This is a genomic window from Sphingobacterium sp. (assembly GCF_032065005.1).
Taxonomy (GTDB): Bacteria; Bacteroidota; Bacteroidia; order Sphingobacteriales; family Sphingobacteriaceae; genus Sphingobacterium.
In genome coordinates this window covers 16243-38302 of record NZ_DAMBMM010000017.1, presented here as the reverse complement: position 1 = coordinate 38302, position 22060 = coordinate 16243, and the positions used below count along the sequence as shown (strand labels likewise).

Sequence of the window (22060 nt, the reverse complement as noted above, 5' to 3'; positions counted from 1 at the left end):
ACTAAACGTTTTAGCGTTTAATATGACCAAAAATAAGTTTAGCTCAATTAATAAAAGTACCTTTGGGAGTTTTTAGGAATAAAATTTGATAGTATAGCCCAAACATCTCGACTAATAATTTATGAAACATACTTTATCTTATGCAATAGCCGGACTGCTCAGCATTAGTGCCATTGGCCAATTGCATGCTCAAGTCAAAAACCAGCCTTACTCTTACCAGCATTATCAAAAGTATGATGAGGAGTTGTATTCTCCGAATACGCGTTATCATACCTCTTCAAAACCCTATTTGTTTAAAGGGCGATTGTTAGAGAAGATGGATTCCATTCAATCATTGAATCCGGTGGATTCAGATAACTGGTTTATGCGCAAGATCTTCAATGAACACCTTGTTCAGGTTGAAAAAGAAGATCATTCCTTTTATTTGGATGTTTTACCTGACTTTGTCATCGGTACAGAAATGATAGATCCTGATAAAAGGACCACTTGGCTAAATACTCGTGGGGTTCAAGCAGGTGTTACCATCAAAGATAAATTTACTTTCTATGGTAACTTCTTCGAGAATCAAGGTGTTTTCCCAAGATATATCGATGAGTATATCATGCAGTCGAAGGTTGTTCCAGGACAGGCAATGGCCAAGAGACCCTTCAACAAGACCAAGGACTGGATGTATGCTACAGCGAACCTAACTTACGATTTCAGTGATTATTTCCAAGCGACGTTGGCCTATGATAAGAATTTTATAGGTGATGGGTATAGATCTGTTCTATTGTCAGATTTTTCAGCAAATATGGCGCATTTGAAACTGACCGGTAAGGTTGGTAATGTGCAATATACTTCCATTTGGGCCTATATGACCGATCCTAATAATCCAAGGATTGACTCCCTGAATTCAGGAGGTCGTTTTGGTGATGGTATCAAATGGGGGGCATTCCAGTATTTAGATTGGAATGTGACCAATAGATTGTCCTTAGGATTCTTCCAATCCGTTATTTGGGCCAACCGAAATCAAGCTGGACATAGAGGGTTCGATTTCAATTACCTAAATCCTGTACTGTTCCTAAGACCGGTGGAAAACAATAATATTTCTTCCCCGGATAAGATGTTTTTGGGATTGAATGCCAAGTATAAGATCCTTGATAACTTGACTGCTTATGGTCAGTTTCTTTTAGGTGAATTTACTGCGAAGGAATTCTTCTCGAATAACGGATATAAACACAATAAATGGGGGATGCAATTGGGAGCAAAGGCCTTTAATATTTTTGGTGTAAGAAACTTAAATATTTTGGCAGAATATAATGCGGTTCGTCCATATACCTATCAGCACTTTGTTTCAATCTCCAACTATAGTAACCGAGGGGAACCTTTGGCGCATCCTAGAGGAGCAAACTTTAGGGAGTTGATCGGTATTGCAAATTATTCTTGGAATCGTTTTGATTTCTCTGTTCAAGGGATGTACAGTCGTTATGGAACAGATCCGATGGGACAATTGGGACAGTTCATCAATTACGGTGGAGACATCTTCCAATCGTACAATACTGCACCTAATACCTATGGAAACAAAATCGGACAAGGTGTTCAAAACGATCTTTACTACGCGGACTTAAAAGCTGCCTATGTCTTGAACCCAAAGTATAATTTGAGGTTTGAAGTGGGTTATACGCAGCGTTATAACAAGATCGAAAAAGCTCCGACACAAAAATCTGGTGTAATTACCGTGGGATTACGTTCAAGTTTCCGTAATCTTTATGGAGATCTTTAGGATTATAGTATCTTTATCGAATAAACGCAAATAATGAAGAAGATATTAATCCTAAATGGACCTAATTTGAATCTACTTGGTGTTCGAGAGAAAGGGATCTATGGAGACCAATCCTTTGAAACCTATTTTGAACAACTAAAAGATAAGTATGCGGTTTTGGACCTGCATTATTTTCAGAGTAATTCAGAGGGAGCAATAATTGATAAACTACATGAAGTTGGCTTTTCATTCGATGGGGTTATATTGAATGCCGGTGCTTACACCCATACTTCCGTAGCCATAGCAGATGCAATCGCTGCGATCAATACGCCAGTCGTGGAGGTTCATATCTCCAATGTTCACCAACGTGAGGAATTCAGACATCATTCTTACCTGTCCAAGAATTGCAAAGGTGTAATATTAGGATTCGGATTGGATAGTTATCGATTGGGATTAGAAAGCTTTTTGAACGGATAAGTTCATGAACATAAAACAAATAGCGGGGAACCATAAGTTCCCCGCTATTTGTTTTTATGATAATCTTTTGATTAAGATTCTGTAGTTGGAACCCTTTTTTTGACGATAAGGTGTAGTATCAGGGATAGAATCCCTCCAGAGCACATAACCATTAGCATCGGCCAAGCCGTTCCATTATGGAAGAAGCTGACCAAGGCTGAAGCAAAGGCTCCGATGGCCATCTGTATACATCCCAATAGGGCAGATGCACTGCCGGCTAGGCTTTTGAAAGGTGTCAAAGCCACGGCAGAGGTATTCGGGAAAATAAACCCATGACCGAAAAGGAAGCAGAATATTAAGATCAATAATACCGGAAAACTCAGGGTATTGGTCATTAATGCGATGACCATCAGTATTCCTATGAAGGCCTGCCAAGTATTCGCCATCCGACTGATATATTCGCTACTGTGTTTTTTCAGGAAGTAACGGTTCAATTGGGTTGCAATGACCATCGCAGATGCTATAAAGGCAAAGGCTATTCCGTATTCTGCTTTTGTTAGCCCAAAGAATTGCTGCATTACAAAGGAAGATCCCGCTAAATAGGCATAAGTTCCGGCCGACGCAATAGAGCCGATCAGACAATAGGAAATAAAGACTTTATTGGAAAGGACTTGCCAGAAGTTGCCCAAGATAGATTTTGGCGCTAAGGACAAACTTCGGTTTCCAGAAAAGCTTTCAGGCAACAAGAAAGCAGTAGCTACCAAAATAAATAAGGATAGAACGGCCAAGAATAAAAAGATATAGTGCCAGTCAAAATGGGCCAGCATAAAGGCTCCGATGCTCGGGGCAAGGATAGGGGAACCCCCAATGACCAACATCAATAAACTGAAGACTTTGGCAGCCTCACGACTGCTGTAATAATCGGTTACCATAGCTCTTGCGCCGACCATGCCACCACAGCTTCCCAAAGCCTGTAGAAAACGAAGGATAATGAGATGGTTGATGTCCTTGGTCAAGATACATAGGAGGGAAGCAAAGAAATAAATGGCTAACCCGACCAATAGCGGCTTTTTGCGGCCATATTTGTCCAATAATGGTCCGTAGATCATCTGGCCGAAGGCAATGCCGATAAAATAACTGGTAAGCGTGAGTTGAACTTTATCAACGGAAGTATTGAAGTCTTCCGCTATGACATCAAAAGCAGGTAAATAAAGATCAATGGAGAAAGGTCCGATTGCAGATAGTAAACCTAAAATTAGCAGCGTGACTTTTCTGTTGTTTTTTAAAGCAGATGACATTCAATAAGGATAAAAAAAGCCCTGTTCTAATGCAGGGCTATATGTTGTTAAGCTTTTTTAGTTTCTTTAGGCTTTCTGACCAACAGAAAGATTCCCAGCAGGATAAATGGGATACTTAAGATCTGTCCCATGTTCAATAGCATTCCAGCTTCGAAAGCTACTTGATCGATTTTCACATATTCGATTACGAAACGTGCTCCAAAAAGAAGGATCAAGAATATTCCAAATAATTTCCCCGGTTTTGGGTCTTTGTTTTTCTGGTACATCGCCCAAAGGATAAAAAAGATAATGACGTAAGCAATGGCTTCATACATTTGGGCAGGGTGACGAGGGATCTGGTCAATGTGGGTAAATGCGACCGCCCATGGAAGGTCTGTAGGATTCCCGATCATTTCAGAATTGAAGAAGTTCCCTAGACGAATAAAGGCCCCTGCAATAGGTACTACAAGGATCAAGCGGTCTGTAATCCACATGAAATTAGTCTTTGTATTTCTGGAAAACAACCATAAGGCTATCAATATACCAATGGCGCCACCATGGCTAGCCAATCCGGTAAAACCAGTTAATTCCCAACTTCCATTGATTTTCTGAAAGGGGATGAATATTTCCAGGAAATGTTCTTTGTAGTATGCCCAGTCGTAGAAGAAACAGTGGCCAAGTCGAGCACCAACTAAGGTTCCAACAAAGATATAGATGGTTAATTTATCCAATAACTCTTGCGATTTTCCTTCTCTCTTAAAGATCTTGAGCATCAAGAAGTAAGATACCACAAAGGCTAACAACCAACATAGAGAATACCAGCGTACGCCAAATGATCCAATTTTAAAGATTTCTGGTTCAGGTCCCCAGGTAATAAAACTTAAAATATCTAACATATTGCAATAATGTGTCCGGTAAAGATAAGGTTTCGGATTTTATTTTTGCGAAAATTAAGGAAATACTTATTTTGCGAGAATTAATACTTCACTATGGCAAAAAAATCAGCAAAAGTAGAAGAAAGAGCATCGGTAGTGACGGATGCTTCCTTGTCTTTTTTTGAAAAATATATCAATAATCCTTCTCCAACAGGTTTTGAATGGGGAGGACAGCGAATGTGGTTGGACTATATCAAGCCTTATGTCGATGAGACCTATATTGATAATTACGGAACTGCAGTTGGGATCATAAATCCGAAGGCAGAATACAAGGTGGTTATTGAGGCTCATGCGGATGAGATCTCTTGGTTTGTGAACTATATCTCTAAAGACGGTTTGATCTATGTCATCCGTAATGGTGGTTCTGACCATCAGATCGCTCCGTCAAAACGTGTCAATATCCATACGGATAAAGGTATTGTTAAAGCGGTTTTTGGCTGGCCAGCAATCCATACACGATCTGGTGAAAAAGAAGAAAGCCCGAACCTGAAGAATATTTTCTTGGACTGTGGCTGTACTTCCAAAGAGGAGGTCGAAGAACTGGGCATCCACGTTGGATGTGTGATCACCTATGAGGATGAATTCATGATCTTGAACAACCGCTATTATGTAGGAAGGGCACTGGATAACAGAGCTGGTGGGTTTATGATTGCTGAGGTTGCTAGATTGTTGAAGGAAAACAAGAAAAAACTTCCTTTTGGATTATATGTCGTCAATTCGGTTCAGGAAGAGATTGGTCTTCGCGGAGCAGAAATGATTGCCAACTATATCAAGCCGAATGTGGCGATAGTCACGGATGTTACCCATGATACCAATACACCGATGATCAATAAGATCACACAAGGCGATCTGGCCTGTGGGAAAGGACCTGTGGTTTCTTATGCCCCTGCAGTTCAGATAAACTTGAACAGACAGTTGATCGAGGTGGCTCAAAAGAATAATATTCCAATTCAAAGGCAGGCATCATCACGATTTACGGGAACCGACACCGATGCATTTGCATATTCAAATGGAGGTGTTCCATCTGCGTTGATTTCCTTACCTTTGCGTTATATGCACACAACTGTTGAAATGGTTCACAGAGAAGATGTGGATAATGTGATCCGTTTGATCTATGAAATGGTCCTCACCATCCAAAAAGATCAGGATTTCAGAACATTTAGTAAATAAAATAAATTAGAGAAGAGAACAGACATGGAAAACCCTAATCCAAGTCCGGAAGGACAAGAATTAAGCATAGAATTAACCGAAGAGATTGCAGAAGGAGTGTATTCAAATCTTGCAATCATCACCCATTCTAATACAGAATTTGTGGTGGATTTTGTTAGGATTATGCCTGGTGTGCCTAAGGCTAAAGTAAAGTCTAGGGTTATTTTGACACCTGAACATGCAAAACAATTAATGAAAGCTTTGCAGGAGAACATCAGCCGTTTTGAAGGGCAGAATGGAACAATCCAGCCCAAGGATATGCCATATCCCCTTAACTTCGGCACTCCAAAAGGCGAAGCTTAAATTTATTTCATAAAGCTTTAAAATAGCTGCCATTGGCAGCTATTTTTGTTTGATGTTTTCTGAGAAGGTATGAAATCATGAAATGATTCCGGCCTGTTAAAATCAGTTTCTTGAAAATATTGCTGAATGTTTTGTTTTTTAATGTATTTTACTGAAATAAAAACCTGTTTTCAATCCTACACGGTTTCACGGAAATGGAGATAGCTCTCAAATAGCTAAGATGTTCATTACGAATGGTTAGTGATTTTCAGTTAAAATTTGGAATGGGTTTTGTTTTATGGATAACTTTGCCGATTCTGGCAATTCAATCATATTAAAATGGATATTAAAGTTAGAAACCTTAGTAAAAAAGATTATAAGGATTTAAAGAATTCTATGGAAGAAGCTTACCATGGTTTGGTAGGGGATCCATGGACCAAAGAGAATATTGTTGACCTTATCGATATTTTTCCTGAAGGACAGATCGCTGTTGAGGTGGATGGGAAAGTTGTGGCATGTGCATTATCCATTATCCTGAATTCACGCAAGACCAATATTTACGATAAATATTACAGCATCATTGATGATGGTAAGTTTGATAAACACGATACAGATGGAGATACCCTATACGGTATCGAGGTATTTGTGCACCCAGATTTCCGCTCCTTGCGATTAGGAAGAAGGTTGTATGATCAGCGGAAAGAGTTATGTGAGCAGAGGAACCTGCAAAGGATCATCGCCGGTGGTCGTATTCCGAATTACCATAACTATTCGGATAGTATGACCCCAAGGACCTATATTGAAAAGGTGAAAAGAAAAGAGATCTATGATCCGACCCTGACCTTCCAGTTGTCCAATGATTTCCACGTTAAGAAGATTTTAAAGAATTACCTTCCAGAGGATGCGGAATCGATGGAGGTAGCAACCTTATTGGAATGGAACAATATTTATTATGAACCGGACGCTCCTTCGAACTCGGCAACCAAACAAACCATCCGTTTGGGCTTGGTTCAATGGCAGATGCGCCAGTTCAAGGATATTCAGGAATTTTATGATCAGATTGAATTCTTCGTGGATACGGTGAGTGACTACAATACCGATTTCATCATGTTCCCTGAGTTTTTCAATACGCCATTGATGAGCCCTTATAATGAGCTACCTGAGCGTCTGGCTATGGAGAAATTAGCGGAACATACCAAGGAGATCGTTGAGCGTATCCAACAGTTTGCTGTTTCCTATAACGTGAATATTATTTCCGGATCTATGCCAATCATGGAACGTGGTAAGTTGTATAACATCAGTTACCTGTGTCATCGTAATGGTAGTTTGGACCATTATAAGAAAATACATATTACTCCGAATGAAATGAAGTATTATGGTTTAGTGGGCGGTTCGGAAGTGAAGGTGTTTGATACCGATTGCGGTAAAGTGGGGCTATTGATCTGTTATGATGTTGAATTCCCGGAATTGAGCAGGATATTGGCGGACCAAGGAATGCAGATCTTGTTTGTTCCTTTTATGACTGATACCCAGAATGGTTATATCCGTGTCCGTGCATGTGCACAAGCGAGGGCTATCGAAAATGAATGTTATGTAGCGATCGCAGGTTCGGTGGGTAACTTGCCTCGTGTAAACAACATGGATATACAGTATTCACAATCAGCAGTATTTACTCCATCTGATTTTGCCTTTCCAAACAACGCAATCAAGGCAGAAGCTACGCCAAATACGGAAATGGTCCTGATCGCTGACGTTGATCTTTATGCGCTGCGTGATTTGCATGAGTATGGTACTGTCAAGATCCTGAAGGATAGAAGGAAAGACTTATATGAAGTGAAGCTTCTGAAGTAAGCTAGCACCATTAAAAAAGCAAAGGGGCAATTTATTGATTGCCCCTTTGCTTTTTAATATTTTTACTTTCTTATAGTTCCCTGATCCAAATGTTTCGGAAAGAAACTAAATCACCATGATCTTGTAATGCAATCGGACCAGCGCCATGTGCCTGCATTTTTGGTAATCCAATATATTCTGTTGTACCTTGGATTTCGGTGTTGTTCTGAACAACTACGCCATTATGAAGCACGGTAACCGTTCCTCTTTTGATCAAATGTCCGTCCTTGTTGAATTTAGGGGCTGAATAGATCACATCATAAGTATGCCAGCCACTTTCAGGTTTTCTCACTTCTGCAAGAGGTGGGCTTTGTTTGTATATACTTCCGGCTTGTCCGTTGGTGTAAGTTTTGTTATTGTCGTTATCCAATACCTGCAATTCATATTTCCCTTGTAGGAATATGCCAGAGTTTCCACGACCTTGACCTTCACCTTTGATAGTTTCAGGGCTTTTCCACTCGATATGCAATTGGAAATCTTCAAAATTCTTTTTGGTATGGATGCCACCAGTACCGGGCTTAACCGTTAATACGCCGTCTTTGATGGTCCATTGCGGAGCACTTTCATCTTTGTCGCTTACCCATTCCGATAGGTTCTTTCCATCGAACAGTACAATGGCATCCGAAGGGGCTGCATTAGCTTTAGTATTGACGACGCGAGGAACTGGTTCATAAAATTCAGTGTCTTCAGGTTTAAACTTTGTTTGTGCGCTTGCATAGGATACTCCAGCAAGCAATGCTATTAATAAAGAATGTTTTAACATCGGTTTAAGTGTTTTGTTATGGTTAATATAAGAAAAAACATTATTTTTAATAAGCAAAATCAAAAACTTTATTCATAATGGCCCAGATTACCCAAAAAATTGCACTAGAAGATGTTCGTTTTTATTCACCGATTGGTTACTATGAAGAAGAGCAGGTTTTAGGGAATGAGTTTATGGTTAGTGTTTCAGTAAGTTTCCCCTTCAAAAATCCAGACGCTGAAGAGATCGAAAATACAGTAAATTACGAAGAGCTATATGCTATCTTGGTAGAGGTGATGAGCCCTCGCAGAAAGTTATTGGAGTCCGCAGCAGAAGATATCCTGAATAGAATTGTTGAAGAATATTCGCATATCCAACAGATCGAGATATCCATTCGAAAGATTAATCCTCCATTTGGAGGTGATGTTGCTAATTCTGTAGTATCTCTTTATTATACAAAGGATTAACTGTCTAAAAATCATGTCCTATCTTTCTTAATCAGTCATTTTGGCTGTGTTTTTTGCTTTATACAAGACAAATTGTCTTGTAAATATGTTTGTATGCCCTTGGTACGTTAGTTGATTATAGGATGTTATAAAACAGAAATTAAAGAACTAAAAAAATAAGGAGGAATTAAACATGGCATTAATAAAATTACCAGGAAAATCTTACAACACAGATGCAGTGAATCCATTTGTAAACAATGTATTTGACAATTTATTCAATGATTCATTTTTAACAGACCGATTGGTAACACGCGTACCTGCAGTCAACATTACGGAATCAGCAGAAGCTTTCCATATTGAAGTTGCTGCACCAGGTTTGCAGAAATCAGATTTCAAGATTAATGTGGATAAGAATGTAATCAATATCTCTGTTGAAAAACAAGAAGAAAAAGTAGAAGAGGGTAAAGTATATAGCAAAAAAGAATTTAGCTACACTTCGTTCTCCAGATCTTTCACACTACCTGAAGTAGTTGATTATTCTAATATCGATGCTGCCTATGAAAATGGAGTGTTGAATATTAAGATCGGTAAAAAAGAAGAAGCAATCGTAGCAAAGAGACTAATTGAAGTGAAGTAAGTTTAATTGTGGTTAGTTGAATGAGGAGCTGTCCGTTTGGACAGCTCCTTTTTTGTTGGATTGTCATGAAAATGTCTTTTTAGAAAAATAAATTAAAACTACTTAACACTGTTAAGTAGTTTTGTTTTTGTAAAGAATACCAAGTGGAAAAGAAAATAAAACAAAAAGAAGACCTACGTACCGTGATTTTAGAAGCAGCAAAAAAGCTGTTTGTCCAAGAAGGGTATGAGGCAACCTCAATCAGAAAGATTGCAAAGGAAATTGGTTTCAGCCCTACAACGATCTATCTGTACTATAAGGATAAGAATGATATCGTTTATGCTTTACATCAAGTAGGGTTCGGGATGCTAAAGGATCAGTTCCTTCCATTGATGTCGGTGGAAGATCCCTTCGAACGCTTGAAGGCAGTCGGAAGGATATACATTCATTTTGCTTTTACACATCCTGAATACTACCAGGTTATGTTTATGATGAAGGAGCCATTGTCTTTCTTGAATTCGCAGATAGAGGATAGTTCTTGGGTTGAAGGTGAATTGGTAATCGAATTATTAAAAAAGACCATCGTCGACTGTCAACAGGTGGGTTACTTCAAAGGAATGGATCCTGTATTTGTGACCATTCAAGCTTGGAGTTCTGTGCATGGATTGGTTTCATTACACATCACAAAGCATTTAGATTGTTTACATGAGTTGTTTGGAAAGACAGGCAATTTGGAAGACCATGTATATTCTTCCTACCTCATCCTGGTTGGATTGATCCAAGCAACAAAATAGTTTTTTTGAATATTTAGTTAACACTGTTAATAATGAGCTTATACAAATCACTAACTAAGCTGATAATCCTTTTCGCTGGGATAAGTGGAATCAGTTACGCGCAAGACCATCAATTAGAACAGTACGTACAACAGGGCTTGGATAGCAATTTGGTGTTGATCCAGAAAGACCTATCCATGAAAAAGGCCATGAATGGACTGGAAGTAGCAAGGAGCATGTATCTTCCTAACATCACTTTCGACTTGACCTATTCCCATGCAGATGGCGGTCGTTCCATCGACCTTCCAATTGGTGATATGTTGAACCCAGTCTACACGACGTTGAATCAATTGACCCAAAGCAACAATTTCCCCCAGATTGAGAATGAACAGATAACATTCCTTCCAAAGAATTATTACGATGCCAAGGTCAGGACTTCTGTGCCAATCATCAATACGGATATCAAACACAACAAGGTCGTCCGTGAAAAAATGGTCGAGCTGAGCAAGACCGAAACAGAAACCTACAAAAGAGAATTAGTTAAGGATATTAAAATCGCCTATTTCAATTATTTAAGCGCTGTCCAAGCCAAAGAGATTTATTTGAACGCCCTGACCTTAGCCAAAGAGGGGAGGCGGGTGAACGAAAAACTTCTGGAAGCAGGAAAAGGATTGCCAGCATACGTGATCAGGTCAGATGCCGAAATCGCACAGCAGGAATCAAAAATCGCAGAAGCTGAACAGCAGATCAAAAATGCCAAGTATTATTTCAATTCCCTATTGAACCGAGATGCGGATGCAGAAATCAATTTTGATCCTGCGCAAAGCAGGACCCATGAACTTCATGCAACCGAACTCTCCGTGAATATCGATGGACGCGAAGAATTGAAGTCGCTGGAAGGCAATATTGCCATTCAAGAGTCTTTGGTGGAGATGAGCAAACAAGCCTTTGTTCCAAAGCTCAGTGCTTTCTTGGATTTAGGCTCTCAGGCAGAAGGTTTACGCGTAAGCCGTCAATCGCAATATTTCATGGTGGGTGCTCAATTGAGTTTCCCCATATTTCAGGGAAACAGAAACAGATTGAAGATTCAGGAAAATCAGATTGCTGTCGCTGAAGCTCAAAACAAATTAGATCAAGCCAAACAGCAATTGGAACTTTCAGCTGAAGTAGCAAAAAATGAATTGATAGCTATGCAAAAGAACTACGAAAGTTCAAAAATCCAGATGGAGGCCGCTTCCACCTATCAGCGTTTGATATTAAGAGGCTTCAATGAAGGAGTCAATACCTATATCGAAACCATCGACGCCAGATCACAGTACACCAATTCGCAGATGGCAAATAATATTGCAGCCTTCAAACTATTGTCTGCCATAGCAAAATTAGAACGAGAAAACGCATCATACCAACTAAAATAAGACCCATGAAATTAGCATATACAACCCTATTGTTTGCAGGAATAGCAGTCTCTATTTCTAGCTGTAAACAAGCCGAACGAAAATCTGAAATATCCGTACAGGATACCATTCCCGTTAAATTGATGCCTATCAATATTGGTGCAGGAGATTCTGGAATAGAGGCAACAGGCGTCTTTACCACAGATGATGAAACTGTACTAAGCTTTAAGAATGGCGGTGTAATTTCTAAGATCACAGTCAAAGAAGGCGATGCGGTCCGCAAGGGACAACTTTTAGCTTCTGTCCTGAGTTCTGAGGTAGATGCAAAAGCTGGACAGGCTAAACTTGCTGTTGAAAAAGCCAGAAGAGATTTCGAGCGTGCAAGTAAGCTGTACCGAGACAGTGTAGCCACGCTGGAGCAAATGCAGAATGCAAAAACAGCGCTTGATGTTGCACAGCAAGATCTGAAGTCTGTAAGTTTCAATCAACAATATTCCAATATATATTCCCCGGTTTCTGGATTTGTGCTGGCAAAAATGGCCAATGAAGGCCAAGTGGTCGGCCCTGGAACACCGATCTTGCAAGTCAATGGTGCAAGCAATGCCAATTGGAAGCTCAAGGTTGGTGTTGGGGACCAGCAATGGAGCCAGATCAAGGTTGGTGACCCTGCCAAGATCAGTACAGATGCTATGCCTACCGATACTTTAGATGCCGTAGTTTCTAAGAAGTCGGAAGGATTGGATTCGCAGACCGGTACATTCACCATCTTTTTGGAACTAAAGGAAAAACCTAGCTATAAATTGGCTACAGGGATTTTTGGAAAATCCATTATCATGAATTCTGGAATAAAAGCAGGCAACCAATGGCGCATCCCATTCTCGGCTTTGCTGGACGGAAATGGACGTGAAGGCTATGTATTCATTACCGAAGATGGCAAAACCGCCAAAAAACAAAAGATCAAGGTCGCCAAAATTGAAAATGATGATGTACTGGTAGCAGCAGGCCTTGAGCAAGCGCAATCCATCATTGTTTCCGGAAGCCCATATTTGGTCGATGGATCAGCAATTGTTGTTAAAAAATAATACCTAACACCCGAAATCATGAGCTTAATTAAATACCCAATTAAGAACTACCAATTTACCATGATCATGGTATTGATGATTCTGGTGGTTGCTATTACATCCATGTTGACCATGCCAAGGGCGGAGGATCCTGATATGAAGGGGGTCACTTTCCCGGTATTGGTGGTGCATCCTGGAACCAGTCCAAAGGATATGGAACAATTGGTGGTGAAACCATTGGAAGCTAGGTTCTATGCCTTGGACCATATCAAAACCATTAAAACGACCATCAATAACAGCGTTGCATTCTTCTTGGTAGAATTCGATTATGGAGAAGATTACGATGATAAATACCAAGAATTAGTACGAGAATTGAATGCTGCCAGCTCGGAGCTGCCCGATAATATATACAGCATGGAGGTCCTCAAGATCGACCCAACCAATGTCAGTGTTATTCAAGCGGCCTTGATCTCTGAGAATGCTTCAGCAAGCAGCATGAAGAAATATAGTGACAAACTGAAGGAGGAGCTTGAAAAAGTGAAAGCTTTAAAATCAGTTGAGATATCAGGTCTCCCTGACCAACAGGTCCGTATCGACCTGAACCAGGCGAAACTTGCGGAATTAAATATCCCGATGAGCCGGATTATCCAAGCGGTCCAAAGCGAAAATCAAAACATTCCTGCAGGAAGTATCAATGCGGGAAGCCAGTCTTTTAGTGTCAAGAGTTCCGGAAATTATCAGAGCATCAGCGATATACAGCATACCATCATTTCGAGTGCCCAAGGACGGAATATCCTGTTGAAAGATGTGGCGGATGTCTATCCGACCTTTGGAATAAGCAACCATATGACCCGTTTGAATGGTTATAAATGTATCCTTATCAATGCCGCACAGAAAGAAGGGATGAATATTTCCGATACGCAAAAGGAGTATAAGAAGATCTTGGAAGAATTTAAGGCAGGATTACCCGAAAATATAGACTTGGTGCTCAATTTTGATCAGGCAGAAAATGTAAACAATCGCCTGGGTGGGTTGGCCATTGATTTTGGAATAGCCATTTTCTTGGTACTCTTCACCTTATTGCCTTTGGGAACCCGGGCCTCCTTGGTGGTTATGATCGCCATCCCCTTATCCCTTGGAATTGGTCTTATCGCAATGAATTCCTTTGGTTATTCGTTGAATCAATTAAGTATAGTAGGCTTTGTGGTGGCATTAGGCTTAGTGGTTGATGATAGTATCGTTGTCGTGGAGAATATCGAACGCTGGATGCGTGAAGGATATAGCAAGATGGAAGCCGCTATAAAAGGAACGGAACAGATAGCATTAGCGGTATTGGGCTGTACGGTTACCTTGGTGATTGCCTTCATGCCTTTGGTATTTATGCCTGAGATGGCGGGTGAATTCATCCGCAGTATGCCTATAGCAGTTATTTCATCCGTGATTGGATCCATGTTTATTGCCATATTGGTTGTGCCTTTTCTATCGAGTAAGATCCTGAAGCCGCATGAGGAAGAAGGTGGAAATGCCATCCTTCGGGGCATGCAGAAAATTATCCATAAATCATATGGCGTTTTCTTGGACAAGGCCCTCAAGCATCCCGGTCGCACCGCCATTATTGCCTTGGCTATTTTCTTGGGTTCATTGGCCTTGATCCCGATCGTAGGTTTCAGTTTGTTCCCAGCCTCTGAGAAACCGCAATTCATGGTCCATATCAAGACCGCCCTGCAATCGAATTTACAGACTACCGATAGCATCACCAAGACCATTGAGCATGATCTAAAACAGATTCCTGAAGTAAAGTATTATACCTCAAACATCGGAAAAGGAAATCCGAGGGTCTATTATAATATGCAACAGGCTAGGGAAGACGTTTCGTATGCGGATATCTTCGTACAGCTGCACGGTGATGTAAATTCAAAGGAAAAGGTAGCCTTAATTGAAAAATTGAGAGCCATATGGACGCCATATCTTGGTGCAAAAGTAGAAGTGCGAGATTTCGAACAGGGGGTTCCGATCATTTCACCAGTAGAAGTCAGGATATTTGGCGAGAACCTCGATACCCTTCAGTCCCTGTCCTATAAAGTAGAGGAACTGTTGAAAAATACAGAAGGTTCTGAGTATGTCAATAACCCGATTAAAAACAATAAAACGGACATCAAGGTCAACATCAATCGCGAGAAAGCCATGGCCCTTGGTGTGCCCACCTCATCTATTGACCAAACTATCCGAGTAGCCTTATCAGGCTATAGCGTAGGTACCTATTCAGATCCCAATTCCGATGATAATGACTATGATATCATGGTCAGTGTCCCGCGAGATGGTGAAGCAAGCATAGAAACCTTAGAAGGGATCTTTATCGACAATGTTGCAGGTACTTCCATTCCATTGACTCAATTGGCCACACTCGAGTTTGAAGAGTCGCCTTCCAATATCTATCATCAGAACAAAATCAGGACCGTTGCGGTCAATTCATTTGTGAAAAAGGGATATGGAAATGATGAGGTTATCAATTCGGTAATCGAGCAGATGGATAAATTCCCTTTCCCAACCGGTTATTTCTATGAGATGGGCGGCGAAGTGGAAAGCCGTGAAATGGCATTTGGAGGTTTTGGGACCATTATTCTGATCACCATCTTTATGTTTATCGCGGTGCTTATCCTGGAATTCAAGACCTTCAAGAGTACATTGATAGTATTATCTGTAATTCCTTTAGGCGTTGTTGGTGCTGTGCTGGCCCTGCTCGTCACAGGAAATACACTGTCCTTTGTGGCCACCATCGGTATTGTTGCCCTTGCAGGTATTGAGGTGAAGAATACCATCCTTTTGGTGGACTTCACAAATCAGCTGAGAAGGGAAGGGATGGCGCTGAATGAAGCCATTGAAAAAGCAGGAGAGATTCGGTTCCTGCCGATCATCCTGACAACCTTAACTGCCATCGGTGGATTATTGCCAATTGCTTGGTCATCCAATCCATTGATCTCGCCATTGGCAACCGTGATGATCGGCGGATTGATCAGTTCGACCTTATTGTCAAGGATAGTAACTCCGGTAATCTATAAATTGATACCACCGAAGATCGAAGTAGAAGAACAAAAAGAACAACATTCATAAAAACCGAAAGGCTGGCCAATATCTAATATCGACCAGCCTTTACTTTTGCTAATTGTAATTTAGTTGTTCGATTTATATCGATGGTATTCTTCTTTCAGTTCATCATATCTTCTTTTCCAGTCCTCTGGAGTCCTTTCCGAAATGTTTTTCAGTTTTTTCAATTGAAAGGATAAGATACAGGAAGCCAGCCCGGCAGAGATAATGGCCATACCCGTCCAGATGACGATGGTCAGCCCTGCAAAGACAGGATTCCACAACAGTATAAAACTGAATATCATACCTAGTATGGAAAAAACCAAGATCCATCCCCAGTTCTTGATGCCATATTGTTTAAGGTCCAAAGCAAATGAAAGGTATTGAACCGATTTAAACATCACAAAGAATCCGATTACAAAGGGTAGGGTTGCCAATGAAATAGCAGGGTTGCTCAATAATAAAAGACCGAATAAAGTATTCAGAATGCCTCCAGCTAAATACCAGCCCCAACCCTCGATTTCATTCTTATTGTTTAAGGCGAATATGATTTCCATCACCCCGGAAAATAAAAATGAAATACTAAAAACGAACGATAAGGCCAGATAAGAAGTCAAAGGGGTGGCCAGGACGTATAAACCTAAAATAACAAGTAGGATACCCACGATCAACGGCAGATACCATTGTTTTACGGCTGTTCTAATGGTTTTAAGAAAGTTTTCCATGATTTATGAGTTATGTAGCATGATATCTAGAGTATATGTTATAACCTAATACAACTCAAATTTCATTAAGTTTTCTATAATTATAAACATTTATGACGAGTGTCATTTATTAACTAAAGTTAACCTCAAAGAAGGTTAATGAATTTTCTTTACAAACAAATATTAGTTGTAGCTGTTTATGTTTAAAAGGAGTAAACATGAAAAAACTATTGATATTAGGATCGGCCTTATTAATGTTGGCCTGCAATAACCAGAATAAACAGAACAATAACAATGCGGATAGTGCGGTTTCGGATGGTTCCACCCAAGGACCTATTCCGGCAAATAATCCAGCGGATGTTTTGCCGCATGTTGCAAAGAAGTTTATAGAAGACCATTTCCCGAATGCAACAATCCAACATGTTGAAAATAAACAAAGCTCAGTTACGGACGGCACTGTCTTCGATGTGGACCTTTCTGACAACACGGAAATTGATTTTGATAAAGATGGTGAATGGAGGGAAATCAGTACCAAAGGGGATGTAGTCGTACCGATGGCAGTATTACCTTCTTCGGTTCAGGAATATATCAATGCCAATTATGCTGGTCAGACCATTAAATCAATCGATAAGGATATCGATGTGATGGCCGTTGAACTGAAAAACGATACTGATCTAGTATTTGATCTCGATGGAAAATTCCTGAGAGTCGATAAATAGAAGTTTTAGTCTAATAATAAAGCCCCCGTACAAGTTGTGCGAGGGCTTCTTTTTTATTTTTCAGGTATTAACCTAAGCTCTGTAAGCTTTCTTCTAATATCTGGATCTTAGCTTCTGCATCCGCCTTCTTATTCTTCTCGTTTTCTACGATTTCAGGTTTTGCATTCTGCACAAATCTCTCATTTGATAACTTCTTGTCAACCGAGATCAAGAACCCTTTCAGGTATTCAATCTCTTTGCTGATTCTTTCCTTTTCTGCATCAACATCGATGTTGTTTTCCAGAGCGACATAACATTCGTCCTTTCCAGCAAGGAAGCTTACCGCTCCACTTACTTTTTCTTTTACAAAAGATAGGTCTTCAATGTTCGCCAATTTCTTAATGCTATCCTGGTATTGACTGTAATCAATATTCGTTGCATTGATAGCTAAAGGAAGAGCAATCTTTGGAGAAAGACCTTTAGAATTTCTGATATTACGTACCTCAGAGATGATCTGTTGAACGATTGCAAATTCTTTGATAATATTCTCATCGAAAGCCTCAACTTTAGGGAAATCAGCTACAATGATGCAGTCTTCCGTGCTGCGGGTTCCAAAAATTTCATCATGCCATAACTCTTCTGTGATGAAAGGCATAAATGGATGAGCTAACTTCAGCACCTTTTGGAATAGACCTTTAACAGTTTCGTAGGTTTCTTTTTCAATTGGCGCTTGGTATGCCGGTTTTACCAGTTCAAGGTACCATGAACAGAAATCATCCCAGATCAATTTATAAGTTGCCATTAAGGCATCTGAAAGCCTATAATTTGCAAAATGCTCTTCAATTTCAACCAATGCTTGGTTAAAACGGGATTCAAACCATTTTGCAGACATTTTTTGCGATGCTGTAGCCTCTTGATCTACTACTTCCCAACCTTTTACCAAACGGAATGCATTCCAGATCTTATTGGCGAAGTTTCTTCCCTGCTCACAGTAGGAAACATCAAACATCAGGTCATTTCCGGCAGGAGAGGATAAAAGCATCCCCACGCGAACTCCATCTGTACCATATTGCTCCATCAATTCAATCGGATCAGGTGAGTTTCCTAATGATTTCGACATCTTGCGGCCCAATTTATCCCTAACGATACCTGTAAGATATACATTGCGGAATGGAGGTTTCTGTGTATAGTCATGACCCATGATAATCATGCGGGCAACCCAGAAAAACAAGATTTCAGGTGCTGTCACTAGATCATTTGTAGGATAATAGTATTGGAAGTCTGGGTTTTCTGGGTTTCTTACACCGTCAAAAACAGACATTGGCCATAGACCTGATGAAAACCAAGTGTCCAAAACATCATCTTCCTGACGGATACCTGATGCGGATTTTCCGGTATTTTCAAATTCAGCAATGGCTTCGGCCTCAGTTTTTGCAATTACCCACTCATTCTTCTCGTTGTACCACGCTGGAATGCGTTGTCCCCACCATAATTGACGGGAAATACACCAATCCTTCACATTTTCCATCCAATGCTTGTAGGAAGCAAAGAACTTCTCTGGAATCAGCTTAATGGTGCCATCTTCCACATATTCCAATGCTGGTTTCGCAAGTTTGTCCATCTTTAAGAACCATTGCATCGATAGCTTTGGCTCAATGGCTGCGTTAGTACGTTCCGAGAAACCTACTTGCGATTTATAGTCCTCGATCTTCTCGATCTGGCCTGCTTCTTCTAATAAGGTTGCTACCTTCTTACGGGCAATAAAACGATCCTCACCAACCAAGATCTGGGCTTTCTCATTTAAAGTACCGTTATCATTCAAGATATCGATAACCTCTAAATTATGCTTTTGACCCAATTCATAGTCATTCAGATCATGGGCAGGGGTTACCTTCAAACAACCTGTACCAAATTCCATCTCCACATATTCATCTTGGATGATCGGGATTTCACGGTTGATCAATGGAACCAATACCGTTTTGCCTTGAAGATGTTTATAGCGTTCGTCCAAAGGATTGATACAGATTGCTGTATCAGCCATGATAGTCTCCGGACGTGTCGTAGCAATGATCACATATTCATCCGAATCTTTGATATTATAGCGAACGTAGTATAACTTTTGATTGACTTCTTTGCGGATTACCTCTTCATCAGAAAGAGCGGTTTTACCTTCTGGATCCCAGTTTACCATGCGGATGCCGCGATAGATATAACCTTCTTTATAAAATTTGATGAATGTATCGATCACCGCTTCAGAAAGGTCAGGGTCCATCGTGAACTTGGTTCTTTCCCAGTCACACGAAGCTCCTAGTTTTTCCAATTGCTTCAAGATGATACCACCGTATTTTTCCTTCCATTCCCATGCGTATTTCAAGAATTCATCACGGCTGATGGAAGTTTTCTCGATGCCTTTTTCTTTTAACATAGCAACGACTTTCGCCTCGGTAGCAATGGATGCATGATCTGTTCCCGGAACCCAACATGCATTTTTGCCCTGCATACGTGCACGACGGATCAACACATCTTGAATGGTGTTGTTCAACATATGGCCCATATGTAAGACCCCAGTGACGTTTGGAGGTGGCATGACAATGGTATATGGTTCGCGCTCATCTGGTACCGAACGGAAAAATCCATTTGACATCCAGTAGGAATACCACTTCTCTTCAGCTTCTTTTGGATTGTACGTTTTTGCTATGCTCATTATATTCTTAATGTTCTAAAAGGTTACAAAAATACGCATTTAATGCCTTATTTCCCACTTGCTAACCGTAAATAAATCCGCTGTGTTTACTAAATGAAAAATTAATGTTAATTAACTGTTACTATCTGTAATTAAATGTAAATTTGGCGATTGAATTTTTTATGACATGAAAAATGTTATTAAGGATTTAAGGGGTTTCTTCTTCTATTTTGGCTATTGGCTATTGATGAGCTTCTTAGATCGATTGATATTCCTAATTTCGTTTTACGACAAAGTCAATTTTTCCAATTTTAAGGATGTATTGAGGATTTACTACCACGGATTGCCACTTGACTTCTCCGTGGTCTCTTATATATGTGCCCTTCCTTTTCTGGGCTACCTCGTTCTAAACCATTATTCTAACGAGGTCCTAAAGCGAAAACTGCTCATTGCGTATACCTTTGTCGTTCTCATCCTATTCCAGATTGTCACTTTTGCCAATGTCAATATTTATAGGGAATGGGGGGATAAAATTTCAAAACGGGCCATTGATGCCATTGCTGAAGATGCTGCAGGTGCAGCGGCCTCAGCTGAATCTACCCCAATCTTGATTCCTGTCCTGGGTATCGTCCTCTTGACTGCTGCAGGTTATTGGTTATTTCTAAGACTATTTAGAGAAGTCAGGTTCCCTAAGAAATTAGCATGGTGGAAATTAGGGATACAGTTCTTCATTGGTGGACTTTTTCTCTTCGGATTTATCCGTGGTGGATTTGGAAGGGCCCCTTTGAATCCTAGTAAAGCCTATTTCTCAGCCAATACCTTTTATAATCATGCTGCGGTCAATACCCATTACGCCCTGTTGCGCGAGTATTTTACCAGAAACCAGCGCATGCGCTCTCCATATAAATACTTTCCCACCGACGAAGCGGCCAAAGAAATATTGAAACCTGCTTTCGCAGAAATTCCGGACTCCAGTTTCAATATCCTGAATACCAAAAAGCCTAATGTCGTGGTTATTGTCCTGGAAAGTTTCGTTGCTGATTTGATACATTCCATGGGCGGTGAGAAGGGAATAACACCGCATTTTGAAGAATTGATTGCACAGGGTCTGTTTTTTGACCAGATTTATTCGGCGTCCGATCGTTCTGATAAAGGCATTGTCGGTGTTTTCAGTGGATTTCCTGCACAAGGTCCTGAAAGTATCATAAAATATATCGATAAACATGAAAATATGCCTGCAATAGGGCAGGAGTTTCATAATGCTGGGTATAAAACCTCATTCTATCACGGTGGACAGAGTGAATTTTATAATTTTAAGTCCTATATGCTGTCCCATGGCATTGAAAAAGTCGTTGATATCATGAACTTCAACCCTTTGTTGCCGCGAACCTCTTGGGGAGTGTATGATCATGTGGTGTTTGAAAGAATGATCGAAGACTTGGATGAAGAAGATCAACCCTTCTTTTCCAGTATTTTTACCTTGGTCAATCATGAACCTTTTGAACTTTACGATGGCTATAAATTTGGTAAGGACAATAATGTAAACAAGTTCAAGAGTACGGCTTTTTATACCGATCAGGCAATCCATGAATTCTTGGAGCAGGCAAAAACCAAAGATTGGTACAAAAATACCTTGTTTGTGCTGGTGGCAGACCATGGTCACCGATTGCCTTCGGAAAAATGGGACATTACTAGACCCCAACGTTTTCATATTCCGCTTTTATTTTTTGGTGAACCTATCAAAGCTGAATACAGAGGGAAAAAGGTGAACATGATCGGAAATCAAACAGATCTTGCCAAATCCCTGTTAAATCAATTAAATCTACCTACTGATCGTTATCATTGGAGCCGTGATCTATTTAACCACAGTTTTCCTCAGGTTGCCTTCTATAATTCTAAGGATGCCTTTGGCATAATAGCCAAACAGGAAGTGATTTCTTATGATCGTGTTGGGAATCGTGTGAACTTTAATGCCAATGAACAGTATCCCAAGGAAAAAGCAGATAGCCTATTGAATATGGCAAAAGCTTATTACCAAGAGGTATATGAAGATTTTATGAAGTACTGAT

18 protein-coding genes are annotated in these 22060 nt (G+C 40.2%); 13 read left to right on the top strand and 5 right to left on the bottom strand.

Translation table 11 applies throughout. The annotated features are described in order from the left end of the window. Positions 1–121: 121 nt before the first annotated feature. Positions 122–1762, top strand: coding sequence for a gliding motility protein RemB (locus RT138_RS18325; RefSeq protein WP_313191814.1), 1641 nt, complete (start codon positions 122–124; stop codon positions 1760–1762). 33 nt (positions 1763–1795) lie between these two features. Further along, a complete protein-coding gene (gene aroQ, locus RT138_RS18320; protein ID WP_185217573.1) occupies positions 1796–2218 on the top strand; it encodes a type II 3-dehydroquinate dehydratase in 423 nt (140 codons plus the stop codon). A 71-nt stretch (positions 2219–2289) separates the two neighbouring features. Here aroQ and RT138_RS18315 read toward each other — a convergent pair whose 3' ends face one another. Together RT138_RS18315 and lgt are read right to left on the bottom strand one after the other, a co-directional pair. Continuing rightward, positions 2290–3495, bottom strand: coding sequence for a multidrug effflux MFS transporter (locus RT138_RS18315; protein ID WP_313191813.1), 1206 nt, complete (start codon positions 3493–3495; stop codon positions 2290–2292). Between the two features lie 47 nt (positions 3496–3542). Next, entirely contained in the window at positions 3543–4370 is an 828-nt protein-coding gene (lgt, locus tag RT138_RS18310; RefSeq protein WP_313191812.1) for a prolipoprotein diacylglyceryl transferase, read from the bottom strand. A gap of 93 nt (positions 4371–4463) precedes the next feature. Between lgt and RT138_RS18305 the strand changes: the two genes are divergently transcribed. From RT138_RS18305 to RT138_RS18295, 3 genes are all read left to right on the top strand, one after another. Continuing rightward, entirely contained in the window at positions 4464–5579 is a 1116-nt protein-coding gene (locus RT138_RS18305; protein WP_185214169.1) for a M42 family metallopeptidase, read from the top strand. Between the two features lie 24 nt (positions 5580–5603). Further along, complete coding sequence (locus tag RT138_RS18300) at positions 5604–5921, top strand: DUF3467 domain-containing protein (protein WP_313191811.1); 318 nt, start codon at positions 5604–5606, stop codon at positions 5919–5921. A 318-nt stretch (positions 5922–6239) separates the two neighbouring features. Then, the gene (locus RT138_RS18295) at positions 6240–7751 is read left to right on the top strand and encodes a carbon-nitrogen hydrolase family protein (protein WP_185214171.1); all 1512 of its coding nucleotides are present in this window, start codon (positions 6240–6242) and stop codon (positions 7749–7751) included. 70 nt (positions 7752–7821) lie between these two features. Here RT138_RS18295 and RT138_RS18290 read toward each other — a convergent pair whose 3' ends face one another. Next, on the bottom strand, positions 7822–8553 hold the full coding sequence (locus RT138_RS18290; RefSeq protein ID WP_313191810.1) for a DUF1080 domain-containing protein: 732 nt from the start codon (positions 8551–8553) through the stop codon (positions 7822–7824). A 77-nt stretch (positions 8554–8630) separates the two neighbouring features. On the opposite strand from RT138_RS18290, the gene folB reads away from it, so the two are divergent. The 6 genes from folB (at position 8631) to RT138_RS18260 (ending at position 15933) form a co-directional block, all read left to right on the top strand. Further along, positions 8631–8999: a dihydroneopterin aldolase gene (gene folB / locus RT138_RS18285; RefSeq protein ID WP_185214173.1), complete on the top strand. Its 369-nt coding sequence runs from the start codon at positions 8631–8633 to the stop codon at positions 8997–8999. A gap of 172 nt (positions 9000–9171) precedes the next feature. Continuing rightward, entirely contained in the window at positions 9172–9615 is a 444-nt protein-coding gene (locus RT138_RS18280) for an Hsp20/alpha crystallin family protein (RefSeq protein ID WP_185214174.1), read from the top strand. Positions 9616–9758: 143 nt separating this feature from the next. Further along, on the top strand, positions 9759–10388 hold the full coding sequence (locus RT138_RS18275) for a TetR/AcrR family transcriptional regulator (RefSeq protein ID WP_313191809.1): 630 nt from the start codon (positions 9759–9761) through the stop codon (positions 10386–10388). A gap of 32 nt (positions 10389–10420) precedes the next feature. After that, positions 10421–11782 (top strand): TolC family protein, encoded by a 1362-nt coding sequence (locus tag RT138_RS18270; RefSeq protein WP_313191808.1) that lies wholly within the window; start codon positions 10421–10423, stop codon positions 11780–11782. A gap of 5 nt (positions 11783–11787) precedes the next feature. After that, the gene (locus RT138_RS18265) at positions 11788–12843 is read left to right on the top strand and encodes an efflux RND transporter periplasmic adaptor subunit (RefSeq protein WP_313191807.1); all 1056 of its coding nucleotides are present in this window, start codon (positions 11788–11790) and stop codon (positions 12841–12843) included. 18 nt (positions 12844–12861) lie between these two features. Next, positions 12862–15933 carry an efflux RND transporter permease subunit gene (locus RT138_RS18260; protein ID WP_313191806.1) on the top strand — a complete coding sequence of 1024 codons (3072 nt, stop codon included), beginning with the start codon at positions 12862–12864 and terminating at the stop codon, positions 15931–15933. Positions 15934–15992: 59 nt separating this feature from the next. Here the strand turns inward: RT138_RS18260 and RT138_RS18255 are convergent, their stop codons facing one another. Beyond that, the gene (locus RT138_RS18255) at positions 15993–16631 is read right to left on the bottom strand and encodes an HdeD family acid-resistance protein (RefSeq protein WP_313191805.1); all 639 of its coding nucleotides are present in this window, start codon (positions 16629–16631) and stop codon (positions 15993–15995) included. A gap of 197 nt (positions 16632–16828) precedes the next feature. Between RT138_RS18255 and RT138_RS18250 the strand changes: the two genes are divergently transcribed. Beyond that, positions 16829–17329: a PepSY-like domain-containing protein gene (locus RT138_RS18250; protein WP_313191804.1), complete on the top strand. Its 501-nt coding sequence runs from the start codon at positions 16829–16831 to the stop codon at positions 17327–17329. Between the two features lie 67 nt (positions 17330–17396). Here the strand turns inward: RT138_RS18250 and RT138_RS18245 are convergent, their stop codons facing one another. Then, the gene (locus tag RT138_RS18245) at positions 17397–20012 is read right to left on the bottom strand and encodes a valine--tRNA ligase (RefSeq protein WP_313191803.1); all 2616 of its coding nucleotides are present in this window, start codon (positions 20010–20012) and stop codon (positions 17397–17399) included. A gap of 166 nt (positions 20013–20178) precedes the next feature. On the opposite strand from RT138_RS18245, the gene RT138_RS18240 reads away from it, so the two are divergent. Continuing rightward, positions 20179–22059: an LTA synthase family protein gene (locus RT138_RS18240; RefSeq protein WP_313191802.1), complete on the top strand. Its 1881-nt coding sequence runs from the start codon at positions 20179–20181 to the stop codon at positions 22057–22059. The last annotated feature ends 1 nt before the right edge of the window (position 22060 follow it).

Coding starts and splice junctions, on each gene's coding strand:
- RT138_RS18325 (WP_313191814.1), top strand. CDS start 122: ATGAAACATACTTTATCTTATGCAATAGCCGGACTGCTCAGCATTAGT.
- aroQ (WP_185217573.1), top strand. CDS start 1,796: ATGAAGAAGATATTAATCCTAAATGGACCTAATTTGAATCTACTTGGT.
- RT138_RS18315 (WP_313191813.1), bottom strand. CDS start 3,495: ATGTCATCTGCTTTAAAAAACAACAGAAAAGTCACGCTGCTAATTTTA.
- lgt (WP_313191812.1), bottom strand. CDS start 4,370: ATGTTAGATATTTTAAGTTTTATTACCTGGGGACCTGAACCAGAAATC.
- RT138_RS18305 (WP_185214169.1), top strand. CDS start 4,464: ATGGCAAAAAAATCAGCAAAAGTAGAAGAAAGAGCATCGGTAGTGACG.
- RT138_RS18300 (WP_313191811.1), top strand. CDS start 5,604: ATGGAAAACCCTAATCCAAGTCCGGAAGGACAAGAATTAAGCATAGAA.
- RT138_RS18295 (WP_185214171.1), top strand. CDS start 6,240: ATGGATATTAAAGTTAGAAACCTTAGTAAAAAAGATTATAAGGATTTA.
- RT138_RS18290 (WP_313191810.1), bottom strand. CDS start 8,553: ATGTTAAAACATTCTTTATTAATAGCATTGCTTGCTGGAGTATCCTAT.
- folB (WP_185214173.1), top strand. CDS start 8,631: ATGGCCCAGATTACCCAAAAAATTGCACTAGAAGATGTTCGTTTTTAT.
- RT138_RS18280 (WP_185214174.1), top strand. CDS start 9,172: ATGGCATTAATAAAATTACCAGGAAAATCTTACAACACAGATGCAGTG.
- RT138_RS18270 (WP_313191808.1), top strand. CDS start 10,421: ATGAGCTTATACAAATCACTAACTAAGCTGATAATCCTTTTCGCTGGG.
- RT138_RS18265 (WP_313191807.1), top strand. CDS start 11,788: ATGAAATTAGCATATACAACCCTATTGTTTGCAGGAATAGCAGTCTCT.
- RT138_RS18260 (WP_313191806.1), top strand. CDS start 12,862: ATGAGCTTAATTAAATACCCAATTAAGAACTACCAATTTACCATGATC.
- RT138_RS18255 (WP_313191805.1), bottom strand. CDS start 16,631: ATGGAAAACTTTCTTAAAACCATTAGAACAGCCGTAAAACAATGGTAT.
- RT138_RS18250 (WP_313191804.1), top strand. CDS start 16,829: ATGAAAAAACTATTGATATTAGGATCGGCCTTATTAATGTTGGCCTGC.
- RT138_RS18245 (WP_313191803.1), bottom strand. CDS start 20,012: ATGAGCATAGCAAAAACGTACAATCCAAAAGAAGCTGAAGAGAAGTGG.
- RT138_RS18240 (WP_313191802.1), top strand. CDS start 20,179: ATGAAAAATGTTATTAAGGATTTAAGGGGTTTCTTCTTCTATTTTGGC.